At 66.5% G+C, this 15066-nt stretch carries 18 protein-coding genes and 1 other RNA gene; 13 read left to right on the top strand and 6 right to left on the bottom strand.

The features are described from left to right. Positions 1 to 113 precede the first annotated feature (113 nt). The 5 genes from ACU0AG_RS08025 (at position 114) to ACU0AG_RS08005 (ending at position 4345) form a co-directional block, all read left to right on the top strand. Positions 114 to 1310, top strand: a complete 1197-nt coding sequence (locus ACU0AG_RS08025) for a hydrolase (RefSeq protein ID WP_482781743.1) — start codon at positions 114 to 116, stop codon at positions 1308 to 1310. Beyond that, a complete protein-coding gene (locus tag ACU0AG_RS08020) occupies positions 1307 to 2323 on the top strand; it encodes an arginine N-succinyltransferase (RefSeq protein WP_482781742.1) in 1017 nt (338 codons plus the stop codon). The genes ACU0AG_RS08025 and ACU0AG_RS08020 overlap by 4 nt, the downstream gene beginning before the upstream one ends. A gap of 89 nt (positions 2324 to 2412) precedes the next feature. Then, positions 2413 to 3660: an N-succinylarginine dihydrolase gene (locus ACU0AG_RS08015; protein ID WP_482781741.1), complete on the top strand. Its 1248-nt coding sequence runs from the start codon at positions 2413 to 2415 to the stop codon at positions 3658 to 3660. A 92-nt stretch (positions 3661 to 3752) separates the two neighbouring features. Further along, positions 3753 to 4019 carry a hypothetical protein gene (locus tag ACU0AG_RS08010; RefSeq protein WP_482781740.1) on the top strand — a complete coding sequence of 89 codons (267 nt, stop codon included), beginning with the start codon at positions 3753 to 3755 and terminating at the stop codon, positions 4017 to 4019. Continuing rightward, positions 4016 to 4345, top strand: a complete 330-nt coding sequence (locus ACU0AG_RS08005) for a hypothetical protein (protein WP_482781739.1) — start codon at positions 4016 to 4018, stop codon at positions 4343 to 4345. Before ACU0AG_RS08010 ends, ACU0AG_RS08005 begins: the two co-directional genes overlap by 4 nt. A gap of 59 nt (positions 4346 to 4404) precedes the next feature. Here the strand turns inward: ACU0AG_RS08005 and ssrA are convergent. Next, positions 4405 to 4751, bottom strand: a transfer-messenger RNA (tmRNA) gene (gene ssrA / locus ACU0AG_RS08000). Positions 4752 to 4811: 60 nt separating this feature from the next. Beyond that, the gene (gene mscL / locus ACU0AG_RS07995; protein ID WP_482781738.1) at positions 4812 to 5231 is read right to left on the bottom strand and encodes a large conductance mechanosensitive channel protein MscL; all 420 of its coding nucleotides are present in this window, start codon (positions 5229 to 5231) and stop codon (positions 4812 to 4814) included. A 165-nt stretch (positions 5232 to 5396) separates the two neighbouring features. On the opposite strand from mscL, the gene ACU0AG_RS07990 reads away from it, so the two are divergent. From ACU0AG_RS07990 to ACU0AG_RS07970, 5 genes are all read left to right on the top strand, one after another. Continuing rightward, the gene (locus ACU0AG_RS07990) at positions 5397 to 6014 is read left to right on the top strand and encodes a LemA family protein (RefSeq protein WP_482781737.1); all 618 of its coding nucleotides are present in this window, start codon (positions 5397 to 5399) and stop codon (positions 6012 to 6014) included. A 1-nt stretch (position 6015) separates the two neighbouring features. Next, positions 6016 to 6918, top strand: a complete 903-nt coding sequence (locus ACU0AG_RS07985) for a TPM domain-containing protein (protein WP_482781736.1) — start codon at positions 6016 to 6018, stop codon at positions 6916 to 6918. A gap of 2 nt (positions 6919 to 6920) precedes the next feature. Further along, a complete protein-coding gene (locus tag ACU0AG_RS07980; RefSeq protein ID WP_482781735.1) occupies positions 6921 to 7595 on the top strand; it encodes a TPM domain-containing protein in 675 nt (224 codons plus the stop codon). A gap of 103 nt (positions 7596 to 7698) precedes the next feature. Next, positions 7699 to 8220, top strand: a complete 522-nt coding sequence (locus ACU0AG_RS07975) for an NUDIX hydrolase (protein ID WP_482781865.1) — start codon at positions 7699 to 7701, stop codon at positions 8218 to 8220. Between the two features lie 3 nt (positions 8221 to 8223). Then, positions 8224 to 9006, top strand: a complete 783-nt coding sequence (locus ACU0AG_RS07970; RefSeq protein ID WP_482781734.1) for an SDR family oxidoreductase — start codon at positions 8224 to 8226, stop codon at positions 9004 to 9006. Positions 9007 to 9132: 126 nt separating this feature from the next. On the opposite strand, the gene ACU0AG_RS07965 is transcribed toward ACU0AG_RS07970, so the two are convergent. The 3 genes from ACU0AG_RS07965 to ACU0AG_RS07955 are packed head-to-tail and all read right to left on the bottom strand — an operon-like array spanning position 9133 to position 9641. After that, entirely contained in the window at positions 9133 to 9348 is a 216-nt protein-coding gene (locus ACU0AG_RS07965; RefSeq protein WP_482781733.1) for a PspC domain-containing protein, read from the bottom strand. 31 nt (positions 9349 to 9379) lie between these two features. After that, complete coding sequence (locus ACU0AG_RS07960; RefSeq protein ID WP_482781732.1) at positions 9380 to 9493, bottom strand: enoyl-CoA hydratase; 114 nt, start codon at positions 9491 to 9493, stop codon at positions 9380 to 9382. A gap of 34 nt (positions 9494 to 9527) precedes the next feature. Next, complete coding sequence (locus ACU0AG_RS07955) at positions 9528 to 9641, bottom strand: enoyl-CoA hydratase (RefSeq protein ID WP_482781731.1); 114 nt, start codon at positions 9639 to 9641, stop codon at positions 9528 to 9530. Positions 9642 to 9883: 242 nt separating this feature from the next. Between ACU0AG_RS07955 and recF the strand changes: the two genes are divergently transcribed. Beyond that, a complete protein-coding gene (gene recF, locus ACU0AG_RS07950; RefSeq protein WP_482781730.1) occupies positions 9884 to 10972 on the top strand; it encodes a DNA replication/repair protein RecF in 1089 nt (362 codons plus the stop codon). Positions 10973 to 11046: 74 nt separating this feature from the next. Here recF and ACU0AG_RS07945 read toward each other — a convergent pair whose 3' ends face one another. Then, the gene (locus ACU0AG_RS07945) at positions 11047 to 11763 is read right to left on the bottom strand and encodes an arylesterase (RefSeq protein WP_482781729.1); all 717 of its coding nucleotides are present in this window, start codon (positions 11761 to 11763) and stop codon (positions 11047 to 11049) included. A gap of 59 nt (positions 11764 to 11822) precedes the next feature. On the opposite strand from ACU0AG_RS07945, the gene ACU0AG_RS07940 reads away from it, so the two are divergent. Both ACU0AG_RS07940 and ACU0AG_RS07935 read left to right on the top strand, forming a co-directional pair. Continuing rightward, positions 11823 to 12518, top strand: a complete 696-nt coding sequence (locus ACU0AG_RS07940; protein ID WP_482781728.1) for an ABC transporter ATP-binding protein — start codon at positions 11823 to 11825, stop codon at positions 12516 to 12518. Next, the gene (locus ACU0AG_RS07935) at positions 12515 to 15040 is read left to right on the top strand and encodes an ABC transporter permease (RefSeq protein WP_482781727.1); all 2526 of its coding nucleotides are present in this window, start codon (positions 12515 to 12517) and stop codon (positions 15038 to 15040) included. Before ACU0AG_RS07940 ends, ACU0AG_RS07935 begins: the two co-directional genes overlap by 4 nt. Positions 15041 to 15066: the final 26 nt, after the last annotated feature.

Genomic DNA, 15066 nt, shown 5'->3' with positions numbered 1-15066 from the left:
TGTCCTCATGGGTTGTCAGGGCCCGGGGAGGAGAGGACGGGTCGCCTATGGCGCAGGGGACGATGGATTGCAACGGGTTGGACTGGCGCGCTCGCGCGGCTAGAGGTGGCGGTATGAAAGCGCCTGTCACCCCTGCCGATTTCGATGCCGCCGCCATTCTGGCGCAGGTTCAGGCGTGGAGCGCGATCAACACCGGCACCGCCAATCTGGCCGGGCTGGCCGAGCAGGCGGGCGCGCTGGCAGAGGCATTCGGCGCGCTGCCCGGCACGGTCGAACTGGTCGATCCCGCGCCGGTCACCGCGATTGCCGCCGATGGCAGCGCCTTCGACAAGCCGCACGGCCAGCATCTGGTGGTGCGCGTGCGCCCGCAGGCCAACCGGCGCATCCTGCTGACCGGGCACATGGACACGGTGTTCCCGGCCGATCACGCCTTCCAGCGCCAGACCTGGCTCGACGGCGAGACGCTGAACGGGCCGGGCGTGGCCGACATGAAAGGCGGGATCGCAGTGATGCTCCACGCCTTGCTAGCCTTCGAGGCGAGCGGCCATGCGGCGGCGCTGGGTTATGATGTGCTGATCAATTCGGACGAGGAGACCGGCTCGCTCGCCAGCAATGCGCTGATCGCGCAGCTTGCGGCGGACAAGCTTGCCGCGCTGACCTATGAACCCGCAGCCCTGCCCGATGGCACGCTGGCGCATGAACGCGGGGGCACGGGCAATTATTCGATCACCTTCACCGGCAGGAGCGCCCATGCCGGCCGCAATCCGCACGAAGGGCGCAACGCGATTGTCGCCGCGGCCGATCTGATCCTGCGACTCAAGGCGCTGGAGAGCGCTGATCTGACCATTAACCCGGCCAAGCTGGAAGGCGGCGCGGCCAACAACGTCGTGCCGGACCACGCCGTGCTGCGCTTCAACATCCGCCCCAAATCGACCGCCGCGATGGAGGGGTTTGACAGCAACCTCAACGCTTTGCTGCGCAGCATTGAGGCCGCGCACGAAGTCGCCACCCATCGCCACGGCGGCGTCACCCGCCCGCCCAAACAGGTCGATGCGCAGGCCCAGAAACTGTTCGATCTGGTACGCCAATGCGGCGCCGAGCTGGGGCAGGACATCCGCTGGCAATCCACCGGCGGCGTGTGCGACGGCAACAACATCGCCGCCTGCGGTGTCCCCGTGGTCGATACCATGGGCGTGCGCGGCGGCGCGATCCATTCGCCGCAGGAATATCTCATCGTCCCCAGCCTCACCGAACGCGCAGCGCTTTCCGCCCGCGTCATCGAGCGTCTTGCTCAGGGAGCCATCCAGTGACCTTCCGCCTTCGCGCCGCCCGCCCCGCCGATCTTGAGGCGCTTTACGAAATGGCCAAGCTGACCGGCGGGGGCTTCACCAACCTGCCGCCCGATCGCGCTGCGCTGAAAGCCAAGCTGGAACGCGCCGAGGCCGCCTTTGCGCGGGACGACGATACCCTGGCCGACGAGCAATTCGTCCTGGTGCTCGAAAACGCCCGCACAGGCGCGGTGCGCGGCACCTGCCAGCTGATGACCAAGGTCGGCCAGCGCTGGCCGTTCTATTCCTACCGCCTCAACACCCTGACCCAGTATTCGCAGGAACTGGACCGCACGGTGCGCGCCGAACTGCTCAGCCTGGTCACCGATCTGGAAGGATCGAGCGAGGTCGGCGGGCTGTTCCTCCACCCCAATGAACGCGCCGGCGGGCTCGGCCTGTTGCTCGCCCGGTCGCGTTACATGTTCGTGGCGATGCACCGCCCCCGCTTTGCCGACCGCATTCTGGCAGAGCTGCGCGGGATCATCGACGAGCGCGGCGGATCCCCCTTCTGGGACGGGGTTGCGGGCCGCTTTTTCGGGATGAGCTTTCAGGATGCGGACTATTTCAACGCGATCAACGGCAACCAGTTCATCGCCGACCTGATGCCCAAGCATCCGGTCTATATCGCCATGCTGGATGATGACGCCCGCAGTGTGATCGGTGTCCCCCACCCCACGGGCCGCGCCGCGATGCGGATGCTGGAGCACGAAGGCTTCCGCCACGATGGCTATGTCGACATCTTCGACGGCGGCCCGACCATGACCGCGCACACCGATCTGGTCACCAGCGTGAAGAACGCCGTGGCGGCGAAGGTCACCGCCGTGTCAGCACCCGAGGGCGAAAAGGCGATCCTTGCCACCGGCCGCCTCGGCACCTTCCGGGCGTGCTTCGGGGCGCGGGTGCTGGACGGAGACGGCGGCATCGCGATCGACAGCGCCAGCGCCGATCTGCTCGACGTGCGCGAGGGCGACAGCGTGTGGAGCGTGGGGCGGTAAAGCCACCCCCAACCCGTTCGTGTCGAGCGAAGTCGAGACACGGCCAGCCACGGGGTTCTCGACTTCGCTCGAACCGAACGGAAGTGACCATGCTCACCGAAATCAATTTCGACGGGATCGTTGGCCCCAGCCACAATTACGCCGGCCTCAGCCTCGGCAATATCGCCAGCGCGAGCCATGCGGGCGATCCGTCCTACCCGCGCGCGGCGGCGTTGCAGGGGCTCGCCAAGATGCGCGGCAATTTGGCGCGATTGGGCGTGCAGGGCTTCCTTTTGCCCCTGCCCCGCCCCAACACCGCGCTGCAAGCCGCGCTCGCGCTCGACGGGAGCGAGCCGCCGCAATTGCGCGCCGCGCCGTGGTCGGCCAGCTCGATGTGGACCGCCAATGCCGCCACCGTTTCCCCTGCGCCCGATACCGCCGACGGGCGCTGCCATCTGACGCCCGCCAACCTCGTCACCATGCTCCACCGCGCGCAGGAATGGCCCGATACCAAGCGGCAACTGGAAATCGCGTTCGGTGACGCCAACCACTTCGCGATCCACGATGCCGTGCCGCCGACCTTCGGCGATGAAGGCGCGGCCAACCACATGCGCCTGTGCGAAAGCCACGAGGCGCCCGGTGTCGAGGTGTTCGTTTATGGCAAGACCGGCGGCCGCTTCCCCGCACGCCAGCACGAACAGGCCAGCCGCCTCGTCGCGAGGGCCCACGGGCTTGATCCGGCCCGCACCGTGTTCATCGAACAGAACCCCGAAGCGATTGCCGCAGGTGCGTTTCACAATGATGTGGTGGCCGTCGCCAACGGGCGCGTGCTGTTCACCCATGCCGAGGCCTTTGCCGACAGCCAAGGGGCCTACGACGCGATCCGCGCCGCCTTCCCCGCGCTGGAGGTGGTCGAGGTGCCGTCTTCCGCGGTGTCGCTGGCCGAGGCGATCCGCACCTATCTGTTCAACGCGCAGCTCCTCACCTTGCCTTCGGGCGAAATGGCGCTGATCGTGCCGACCGAATGCCGCGAAAGCCCGGCGGTGTGGGGCTGGGCGCAGGCGATGCTCGCCGGGAACGGCCCGATCCGGCAGGTAATCCCGGTCGATGTGAAGCAATCCATGGCGAACGGCGGCGGGCCGGCCTGCCTGCGCCTCAGGGTGGTGTGCGATCCGGCCACGGTCGATCCGCGCTTCCTTCTGGATGAAGCCAAAGCCGACCTGATCGAACGCATCATTGCCACGCACTGGCCGGAGCAGATCGACCCGTCCGATATCGGGACAATGACGCTGGCCGAGAGCGTTATCGCCGCAAGACTGGCCTTGCTGGAGGCGCTCGATCTGGGACGACTTGGTTAACGCGTTTGCAGGAAATCCCGAATCAGGCCTAGTGTTACACCTGTAACAAGGCGGCTGCGGTCGCCGAAAGTCGCAAGGGTTCGGGAGACGCCATGCTGGGCAAGCTCAAACGGCTGTTCATCATCAAGACGCGGTTCGAGGCGTTCCTGATCATCTATGCGCTGGCGCTGGGAGCGACAGCGCGGGGCAGCGCCTATCTCGTGCAATATCCGGGCTTTGGCGGCCAGCTGCTGTATCTTGCCACCACCGGCGCGGTGTTCCTTGGCGGGGCGAAAATCCTCGACGCGATCCGTCTGGAGAAGGAAGTGGCCGAATTGCGGGCGCAGCGGGATGAGACGGTGGGGCAAGACAGCGAGTGATCGCATCGCCGGAGCAGCCCCGCTCCCGCCTGTGGCGCCATGCAGGTTTCGGGTTTTCTCTGCTTATCGGGCTGGGTCTTGCAGCCTTGGTCTATCTGTTCCTCGCGATCAGCGAATGCCTGCCGCGTAACGGCAGCCCCGAAATGCTGGCCTGCGACGCGATCAAGCGGCGGGAGGCATGGCTCTATCCTGCGCTTCTGGCAGTTTCGGTGACGGGTGCAATCACGCTCCACATCAGAGGCGCGGCTCGATCATGGCTGATGGCGATGGCTTCGGGGCTGATGGCTGCGGTCGCGCTGACAGTGATCAATGCACTGACCGGATAGCTTGCCCGAAAATGTCGGCAAGGGTGGGGGATTCTGTTGCTACGCTCCCCCGGGCGCCCGGTTTCCGATTCTGTTACCCGGTTCGGTCCGAACCGTGCTCTGGGCTTTGTAAATTCAGGCCGTTAGGCCGTCACATTACGCAGCGAGAGCAAGTGCTTCGTTGTCGTTGGCACTTATGGGTTTTGAGCCTTATACGGGTTACTCAGCCCGGACGAAAACTACGCTTTTCAACACACGTCGATCCTGGTTCGGCCCCGTCAGGAGTTGCGCCGAAACGCCGCTTCTGGTGGAGCCGCCGGGTACTGCCCCCGGGTCCGTTGCATCTATTGCACGCAGCAATTTATCGTCATAGCCGGTCGAAACCGGCACCGACCCATATAGCGCGGCAAAGCTGAATGTGAAGTGGATGAGCCTTTGTTTGTGCGCGCCCCTTCGGGCCGTTTGGCGCGGACCTTTGGCCCGAACTTTACTTCTTCAGCGCATCGCGGATTTCGGTCAGCAGTTCGACCTCGGTCGGGCCGGCAGGTGCGGCTTCTTCAGGCTTGGAGAACTGCGCGGACACCTTGTTCACGTAACGCACCATCAGGAAGATGATGAAGGCGAGGATCAGGAAATTGATCACCACCGAAACAAAGGCGCCCAGCCCCAGCACATTGGCCCCCGCCTCGCGCGCGGCCGCGAGCGGCGTGCCCGGCGCGACATCGCCCGAGAGCACGAGATAGCGGTCCGAAAAGTCGATATTGCCGAAGATTGCCCCCACAACCGGCATGATGATTTCATCCGTCAGCGACTTGACGATCGCCCCGAACGCCGCCCCGATGATCACACCCACGGCGAGGTCCATGACATTGCCCTTGGCGATGAAAGCCTTGAATTCCGACAGCATAATGATCCCTCCTGCTTGCTGTTAACCATGTTCTGGCACTCCCGCAGCGGTCTGCCAAGCGGCATTTCCTGCCCGCGGTGCGCTTGAACGGCGAAAGGGGTGTGCTATATCCGCAATACAGAATGCCAGCCGGGCCGACCCCGCGCTTTCAGGAGGGACCCACAGATGAAGTTCACCACCATGCTGCGCGGCGCCTTTGCCGCCGTCGCCGCGCTCAGCCTTGCCGCCTGCGGGATCAACACCGTGCCGGCCAAGGAAGAAGCCGCCAAGGCGCAATGGGGCAATGTCGAAAGCGCGTTGCAGAACCGTTCGGACAAGATCCCCAACCTCGTCGCCGTGGTGCAGGCCGCTGCCATTTCGGAAAAGGACATCCTGCAAGGCGTGATCGACGCCCGCGCCCGCGCGACATCGATCAACATCACCACCGATGACCTGTCGAACCCCGAGGAATTCAAGAAATTCAACGATGCGCAAAACCAGTTGACCCAGGCACTGGGCCAGCTGCGCACCGTGGTGGAAAACTACCCCCAGCTCGCCAGCCAGCCGCGCTTCGGCGATCTGATGGTCGCGATCGACGAGGCGAACAACCAGATCAACACCGAACGGGTGCGCTACAACGATCTGGCACGGGATTATAACACCGAAATCCGCACCTTCCCCTCCAGCATCGGCGCGAACGTGGTGCACGGCGCCCAGCCGCTCCAGTATTTCCAGGCGGACGAAGCGGCCAAGGCCAATCCCAAGGTCGATATGAGCGCGATCACCGGCGGGGCCACCAACTGAGGTGAACCGCCCCCTTGCCTTCCTGCGCCATGCCCTGCTGCTGATCGCCTGCCTTGCGGGGCTGGGAGCAACGGCGCAGGCGCAGGATTATCCCCCCCGCCCCGATGGCCCGGTCTATGACGGGGCCGACATCCTCTCGCCCGAGACCGAGGCACAGCTCGACACGCAGCTGCGCGCCTATAACGCCGAGACCGGCCGGGCGATCATCGTCGCCACTGTGCCGAGCCTCGGCGGGGCCAGCATCGAAACCTATGCCACCGCGCTGTTTTCCGACTGGGGCATCGGCGGGGAAAAGCGCGACATGGGGCTGCTGCTGCTGGTCGCGCGCGATGACCGCAAATTGCGGATCGAGGTCGGCTATGGCCTGCACGGATATTTCGGCGGGATCATGGCAGGGCGCGTGATCAATGATGTGATCACGCCGCGCTTCAAGGAGGGCAATTTCGATGCGGGTGTAACCGACGGGGTTGCGGCGATCCTCGCCCACCTCGCCAAGGCGCCCGAGGATGCCATCGCCATCGAGGAAGCGGCGCAGGCCGCCGAGGCGCAGAAGAGCCGCAGCGACGGCGGCTTTCCCTTCGGCGTGCTGATCTGGCTCGCCTTCATGTTCTTCTTCTTCGTCCTGCCCCTGATGAGCGGACGCAACCGGCGGCGCAAATACCGCGCCAGCGGCACCGGCCCGTGGGGCGATCGCGGTCGCGACATGGGCGATACCGCCCGCGACATCATCCTGTGGGAAGTGGGCAGCGCGATTTTGCGCGGCGCGCTCTCCGGGCGCAGCGACGATGATGGCTGGGGCGGAGGCGGCGGCTTTGGCGGCGGCGGTGGTTTCGGCGGCGGCGGTGGTTTCGGCGGCTTTGGCGGCGGCAGTTCCGGTGGCGGCGGCGCCTCGGGGGGATGGTAGAAATGGCCTGGCTCGACGATGCCGGACGCCAGCTGGTGAGCGAGGCGGTAACCGCGGCCGAGGCGCAGACCTCGGGCGAGATCGTGACCGTGCTGGCTGACCGCTCCGACGGTTACACCGACGTGGCCCTGCTGTGGGCGGCAGGCGCGGCCTTTACCGCGATGAGCGTGTTTGCAGCGATGCCCCAGCCCTTTCTCGACACTTGGGACTGGGTCACGGGCAGCTGGGGCCATCAATGGACCAGCGGGGAGCTGGCCAGCATGGTGATCGCGCTGGGCCTGCTGAAATTCCTCGCCGTGATGCTGGTGCAGCAGTGGGAGCCGCTGAAATTCGCGCTGATCCCTGCCCCCACCAAGACCATCCGCGTGCACGATCAGGCGGTGCGCCAGTTCAAGGTCGGCGCGCGAGGCCGCACCACCGGGCACACCGGCGTGCTGATCTACCTGTCAATGCGCGAACACCGCGCCGAAATCGTCGCCGACGAAAGCATCGCGGCGATTGTCCCTGCCGAAGTCTGGGGCGAGGCGATGGGCGACATGCTCGTCCACATCCGCAAGGGAGCCATTGCCGAAGGGCTGGCGGCAGGCATCCGCGATGTCGGCTTCGTGCTCGCGCAGCACTTCCCGCGGGGGGAAGATGATGCAAACGAACTGCCGGACCGGCTGATCGAGGTTTAGCTCTTGACCCGTTGCCCCTGAGCCTGTCGAAGGGCGAGCCCAGCTTTCGCCACGGAGCCGATCCTTGATCAAAGACCGCGACGCCGACCTGCCCGAACAGATCATGTGGGAAGGCCGCTTCATCACCGCCAAACAGCGCGGACGCTGGGAGTATGTCGGGCGTGCGCGCGGGATCAGGGCGGCGGCGATCATCGCGCTGGACCATGATGCCGACGGCACGGCCCACGTGATCCTCGTCAGCCAGTATCGCGTGCCGCTGGGCCGCTTCAGCCTCGAAATTCCCGCGGGCCTCGTGGGTGACGATGCCGGAGCCGAGGGCGAGGACGCCACCGCCGCCGCGATGCGCGAGCTGGAGGAGGAAACCGGCTACCGCGCGCGGCAGATGCGGGTGCTGGGCGAATTCTATTCCTCGCCCGGCATGGTCTCCGAATGCTTCACGCTGCTCAAGGCGACGGGCCTCGAGCGGGTCAGCGAGGGCGGCGGGACCGAGGGCGAGAACATCACCGTCCACCGCGTGGCCCTGCGCGATCTTTCGCGCTTCGTGGCCGAATGGCGGCGCGCCGGCCACGCGGTCGATGTGCGCATCGCCATGCTTTTGACACCGGAATACCTGGGAGAGGATTGACTTATGGCAGGCAGAGTTGCGGGCAAGATGGCCCTTGTCACCGGCGGCGCGCAGGGGCTCGGGCGGGCGCATTGCATCCGGCTGGCGCAGGAAGGTGCGCGGGTGCTGGCGACCGACATCAATGGTGCGGGCGCCGAAGAAACCGCCGCGATCATCAACGCAGAAATGGGCGAAGGCACCGCCTTCGGCATGGCGCATGATGTGACCGACCCCGCGCAGTGGGAAGCCGCCATTGATGCCGCCCGCGAAAAGCTCGGCGGTCTGAACGTGCTGGTCAACAATGCCGGGATCGGCGTTCCGGGGAACATCGAAGCCTGCACTTTCGAAGACTGGCAGCGCTGCTTCGACATCAACGTCAATTCGATTTTCCACGGCTGCCAGAAGGCGCTGCCGCTGATGCGCGAACACGCGCCGGGGTCGATCATCAACATCTCCTCGATCGCGGGACTGATCGCGAGCGACACCATGCCCGCCTACAACGCCAGCAAGGCGGCAGTGTGGATGCTGTCGAAGTCGATTGCGCTGCACTGCGCCAAGAAGAGCATGAATATCCGCTGCAATTCCGTGCACCCGACCTTTGTGGATACCCCGATCCTTGATGGCACGGCGCGCTCGGCGCAGCTCGACAAGGATGTGCTGCTGGAAAAGCTGGCGCGGCAGATCCCGCTCAAATTCGTGGGCGAACCCAACGATATCGCCAATGCGGTGGTCTATCTGGCGAGCGATGAAAGCCGGTTCATGACGGGCGCCGAGCTCAAGCTGGATGGCGGCATTTCCGCGATGTAGTGTCTTTGCTCTCGCGGCAAATCGCTGCGCGATTGCCTGCCGAGGGGGCGGCCTTGCGGCCGGCGGGCGGTCGCCCTTGCGGACACTTCAAGTCCGTCTGGTGGCGCACCGCCCGTTGGGTCGGGGTCAATCCGCGATCAGGGCGATCGCGAGGTAGATCAGGATAAAGCTGCCGAAGCCGAACAGCGTGCCGGCGACAAAGCCGATCCGCACCAGCATCGCATCGATCCCGAAGTAATCGGCAATCCCGGCACACACGCCAAAGACCTTGGCGTTGGTCTTGTCGAGGCGGAAGCCGGCGCGGGGCGGCTTGCCACCGGAATTGCGGGTCACGTCGTTCATGTCAGTCAAACTCCGTATGGGTGGTTGGTGATCAGGCGATCATGCCGGGGCTGGCAGGGATGATGGCGTAGGCGAAGCTGGCAACGGTCAGGATGACAGCAAAGGCAGCCGAGGCAAAACGGGCGGTGTGGTCTTGGCCGAACATGGTCTTGGTCCTTCTGTTGGGTTGGCGGGCCGGATCAGGCCACAAGGGTCGGGCTGGCGGGGATGATCGCGTAGGCGAAGAAAGCTGCCGAAAGCACGACCGAGAAAGCGGCGGCGAACAGGCGGTTCGAAGTTTCGATGGCGAACATTGGTGTGTCTCCTTTGGTGTTTTTCACTGTGTTCCGGGACCATCCCGGGGATGCCGGATACTTTGCATGGGGCGTGCCAAACTCGAAAAATGGCGGATTTCCGCCGTTTCGAAGCTGTCGCCGCGCAAACAGCCCATTCAGCGAAGCGAAAGGTTGGTAAAATTTCCCAAGGGTTGGCATCGGCGAATTCCGATGCGGCGCTCTGGCCAAATCCCGCGCCTCTCGCTACCCGCGGCAATGCCATGGGCCTCAGCCGGATCACCCTCGAAAACTTCCGCAACCATGCGGCAACGACGCTGGCCGAAACCGCGCATTTCAACCTGCTGGTGGGCGAAAACGGGGCGGGAAAGACCAATCTGCTGGAGGCGCTCTCGCTGCTTGGCCCCGGTCGCGGGCTGCGGCGTGCCAACCTCGGCGATCTGGCGCGCAAGGCGGCGCCCGGCGATGCTCCCCTGCCCTTTGCCATCGGCGCGAGCCTGACCGAGGCAGGGACGGTCTCCGCACGGCTCGGCACCTATACCGAGGCAGGGCAGCCCGGCCGCAGGCTGGTGCGCGTGAATGGCGCGGCGGCGAGCGCGGCGAGCCTTGCCGAATGGATGGCGCTGTCCTGGCTGACCCCGGCGATGGACGGGCTGTTCACCGACAGCGCTGGGGCACGGCGGCGGTTCATGGACCGCATGGCGCTGGCCATCGCGCCCGATCATGCGCGGCGGGTCAATGCGCTTGAGACAGCCTTGCGCGAACGCGGAAGGTTGCTGGAACAGGGCGGTGATCCGCGCTGGCTTGATGCGATCGAGGCGCAGGCGGCCGATCACGGCGCCAGCGTCGCCCGCACCCGCGCCGCGCTGGTGGCACGATTGGTGGACGAGCTGTCCGCCCTGCCGCCCGAACCCTTTGCAAGGCCAGCCCTCGCCTACCGCCCCGGCGGCCCGGTGGACGAGACTGCCCTGCGCGCCGAACTCGCCAAATCCCGTCCGCGAGACCGGGCGGCGGGCCGCGCTCTCGCAGGCCCGCAGCGCGACGAGCTCGAAGTCGCCATGGCCAGCACCCGCCAGCCTGCCGCGTCATGTTCCACCGGTGAACAGAAGGCGATGCTGATCGCGATAACGCTGGCCCACGGCATCCTTGCCTCGGCAGGACGGCCGAGCGTGCTGCTGCTGGACGAGGTCGCCGCGCACCTCGATCCGGTGCGCCGCACCGAATTGTTCCGCCGCCTGCGCGAAGGCACGGCGCAGGTGTGGATGACCGGCACCGAGCTTGCCCCCTTCGATGCCATCCGCGGCGAGGCGGCGATCTGGCGGGTCAGCGGCGGGAATGTGGAGCGGCTGTAAAGCAATCCGTTCGTGTCGAGCGCAGTCGAGACACTTTCGCTTGGCCTCTCGACTACGCTCGAGGCGAACGGGGTTTATTCCGGCGGCGGCAGCGCGCCCTCGACCTCGCCCAGCGTCGATGCCACCAGCCGCTCGATCCCTTCGGCGGTGGGGTGGATCTTGTCGGCCTGGAACAGCTCAGGCTCGCGGTAGATATCCTCCAGCCAGAACGGGATCAGGGCCGCGCCATACTCTTTCGCCAGCGCGGCATAGAGCGCATCGAACTGCGCCTGATATTCCGGCCCGTAATTGGGGGGCGCGCGCATCCCCATCAGCAGCACCGGAATATCGCGCGCCTTGAGTTCGGCCAGCATTGTGCCGAGGTTCGCCTTCGTCTCTTCCGGCGAAAGGCCGCGCAGCAGATCATTGCCACCCAACTCGAGGATAAACAGATCGGGCTTTCGCGCCTGTGCATCCAGCGTGAAGGCCAACCGCTGAAGCCCCGCCGCGGTGGTATCGCCCGACACCCCGGCATTGGCGACCAGCGCGTTCACCCCCTTGGCCCGCAAGGCCGCCTCCAGCCGCGCCGGATAGCTTTGTGCAGGATCGAGGCCGTAACCGGCAAACAGGCTGTCTCCGAAGGCGAGGATGCGGCGCTCCGGCCCCATCACCGGGATCGCCCGTAGCGCGGCGGCACCATCGGCGGCCACTTCGCTTGCAGGGACGGCCTCATTCGCCTCCCCGCCGCACGCCGCAAGAGCGAGCGCAAGCGCCCCGGCAACGCCAATTTTCGACCAACCGCGCTTGTGCATCCGCGAGCCTTCCCTAGCTGTAGCTTGTTGACCTCTCTCACCTATGCCATCGGAACCACGTGACAAGCCCCTCTCTCGCAATCAGCGCCCGCAACCTTGCCCTCACCCTCGGCAGCAATGCCGCGCCGGTCACGATCCTGCGCGGGATCGATCTCGACATTGCGCGGGGCGAGGTGGTTGCGCTGCTTGGCCCTTCGGGTTCGGGCAAAAGCTCGCTGATGGCGGTGCTTTCGGGGCTTGAGCGTGCCAGCGGCGGGAGCCTCAGCGTGGCGGGCGCGGATTTCGCGGCGCTGGATGAAGATGGCCTTGCGGCTGCCCGCCGGGGCCGGATCGGGATCGTGTTGCAGGCCTTCCACCTGCTGCCCACCATGACCGCGGCCGAAAACGTCGCCACCCCGATGGAACTCGCCGGAATGCCCGAAGCCGCCCCGCGCGCACTGGCCGAGCTTGAAGCGGTCGGTCTCGGCCATCGCACCGGCCATTACCCCACCCAGCTTTCGGGCGGCGAGCAGCAGCGCGTCGCCATCGCCCGCGCCACCGCGCCGCGCCCCGATCTGATCTTTGCCGACGAACCCACCGGCAACCTCGATGCGGCCACCGGTGAGGAGATCATCAAGCTGCTGTTCGCCCGCCGCGCCGAAACCGGCGCGACCCTGCTGATCATCACCCATGATGCCGCGCTGGCCGCCCGCTGCGAGCGGGTGCTGACCATGGCCGACGGGGTGATCGTGTCCGACACGGCCAACCCGCAATGAGCCTGCCCTTGTCTGCCGCATGGGCGATTGCCCGGCGCGATCTCAATGCCCGCTTCAAGGGTCTGCGCCTGCTGCTGGTGTGCATCTTCCTCGGCACGGCGGCACTGGCGGCGATCGGCACGCTGACCGCCGCGATCGAGCAGGAATTGGCATCCAGCGGGCAGGAACTGCTCGGCGGGGATCTGGAGGTCGAGGTGTGGCAACGCGACCTTTCGGATGACCAGCGCAAGGCGCTCGAAGCCTATGGCACCGTCTCCAGCGGGTTCCGGCTGCAAGCCATGGCCAGCACGCCCGATGCTGCTGCGCCGATCGAATTGAAGGCGGTGGACGCGAAATGGCCGATGTTCGGCACGCTGACCCTCGCCGATGGCCGGAAGGTCGGCGCGCCGTCCGGCAATGACGCGTGGATCGCCCAGAGCGCGCTCGAACGGCTTGGCATCAAGGTGGGTGACAGCTTCACCGTCGGCACCGTGACCCTGACCGCGGCAGGCGTGATCGAGGGCGAGCCGGATCGCCTGTCGGAAGGCTTCCAGCTTGGCCCGACGGTGATCGTGGCGCAGGATGTGCCCGCCGCTGCCGGCCTGCTGCAACCGGGCGCGCTCTACCAGAGCAAGCACCGCATCGCCTTTGCCGATCCCTCGCGCGATCCCGAGGCGGTCGAGGAGGCGCTGACCAAGGCCTATCCCAATGACGGGTTCGACATCCGCACCCGCGACCGCGCCTCGCCCGGCGCTGACCGCTTCGTGCGACAGATGAGCGATTTTCTGACGCTGGTCGGCCTTGCCGCGCTGGTGATTGCGGGGATCGGGATTGCGGGCGGGGTGTCCTCCTATCTCGACCAGCGGCGCGGCAGCATCGCGACGCTGAAGGTGCTGGGGGCCACATCGGGCGACATTGTGCGCATCTATGCCCTGCAGATCGGCGTGGCGGCGCTGGCGGGCAGCATCGCCGGGCTGATCGTCGGCGTGCTGATCACCCCGCTGCTCGGCGCGGCGCTGCAAGGGCTGCTGCCGGTCCAAAGCGGGTTCATCATCGCCCCTGCCCCGCTGGCGCTGGCAGCGGCTTACGGTCTGCTGGTCGCCTTTGCCTTTGCCGCTGCACCCTTGCTGCGCGCCCGGACCTTTCCGGCGATGGCGCTGATGCGATCAGGCGTGGTGCCGCTGTCCCGCGACAAGCGGGCGCTGATTGCCACCGGTCTCGGCCTCGCGGCGATCTGTGCGCTGGCGCTGCTGACAACCGCGCAGCCGCGCCTGTCGGGCGGGTTCCTGATCGGCGCAGGCGGCGCTTTGGTGCTGCTGGCGGGGCTTGGCTGGACGATCCAGACCCTCGCCCGCCGCCTGCCGCGCCCGCGCAATCCCTTGCTGCGCAGCGCGCTGGCCAATATCCACCGCCCCGGAGCGCCCACCGGCGCGCTGGTGACGGCGCTCGGCTTCGGCCTTGCCGCCTTCGTGCTGCTCGCCGCCGTGCAGAGCGCGATTGACGGCAATATCCAGAGCCGTGTCCCGCGCGAGGCGCCCGATTACTTCGTGCTCGACGTGCCGCGCGACAAGGAACCGCGCTTCTTCGAACTGATCCAGAGCGAGTTTCCCAAGGCCGGAATCCGCACCGTGCCGACCATGCGCGGCGCTGTGCTGGCCTACGGGCCGAAGGACAAGATGATCCGCGTTGCCGATCTCAAGGAACTGCCCGAGGGCGCATGGGGCCTGCGCGGCGAGCGCGGTCTGACCTATGCCGACACCATCCCGCAGGGCAACCGCGTGGTCGCGGGCGAATGGTGGAGCCCGTTCCACAAGGGCGAACCGCTGGTGTCGGTCGATGCGGAACTGGCCAAGGCGGCGGGGCTGAAGGTCGGCGATTATATCACCGTCGGCATCCTCGGCGTCGAGCGCACGGCACGGATCGCCAATCTGCGCGAGATCGACTGGGAAAGCATGGGGTTCAATTTCCTGCTGGTGTTCAGCCGGAATGCGATTGCCGATGCGCCGCACAACCTTTCGGCCACCATCGACCTGCCCGAAGGCGCCGACAGCGAGGCCCGCGGGCGCCTGCTGCGGGGGCTGGTGAAGGAGATGCCGTCAAGCTCGGTGATCGAGGTGGGCGGCATTCTGGTCGAGGCGCGCAATATCCTCCAGCAGGTGAGCCTGGCGACGCTGGCGGCAGCTGCGGTCACGGTGCTGGCAGGGCTGGCGGTGCTGATGGGCGCGATTGCAGCGGCGCGGGCGGCGCGCACCTATGATACGGTGATGCTGCGGGTGCTGGGCGCAAGCCGGCGGCAGATCCTGCTGCTGCAACTGGCGGAATATGGCCTGCTGGCGGGCGTGCTGGCACTGGTGGCGCTGGCGCTGGGCGGAGGCCTTGCGTGGATCGTGATCACGCAGGTGTTCGAATTCGACTGGCTGCCCGATTGGGGGCAGGTGCTGGGCGTGCTCGGCCTCGGCGTGGCGCTGGTGCTGGGCTTTGCGCTGGCCGGATCGCTGCCGTTGCTGCGGGCCAAACCGGCGCGGGCGCTGCGGGAGCTGTAAGGCTCGCCGCAGGCGCCCGCGGGTCA

It is taken from the genome of Erythrobacter sp. RANMB8 (assembly GCF_056848235.1).
Note: the sequence above shows the minus strand (reverse complement) of the source record. Positions and strands in the feature narration are given on the sequence as shown.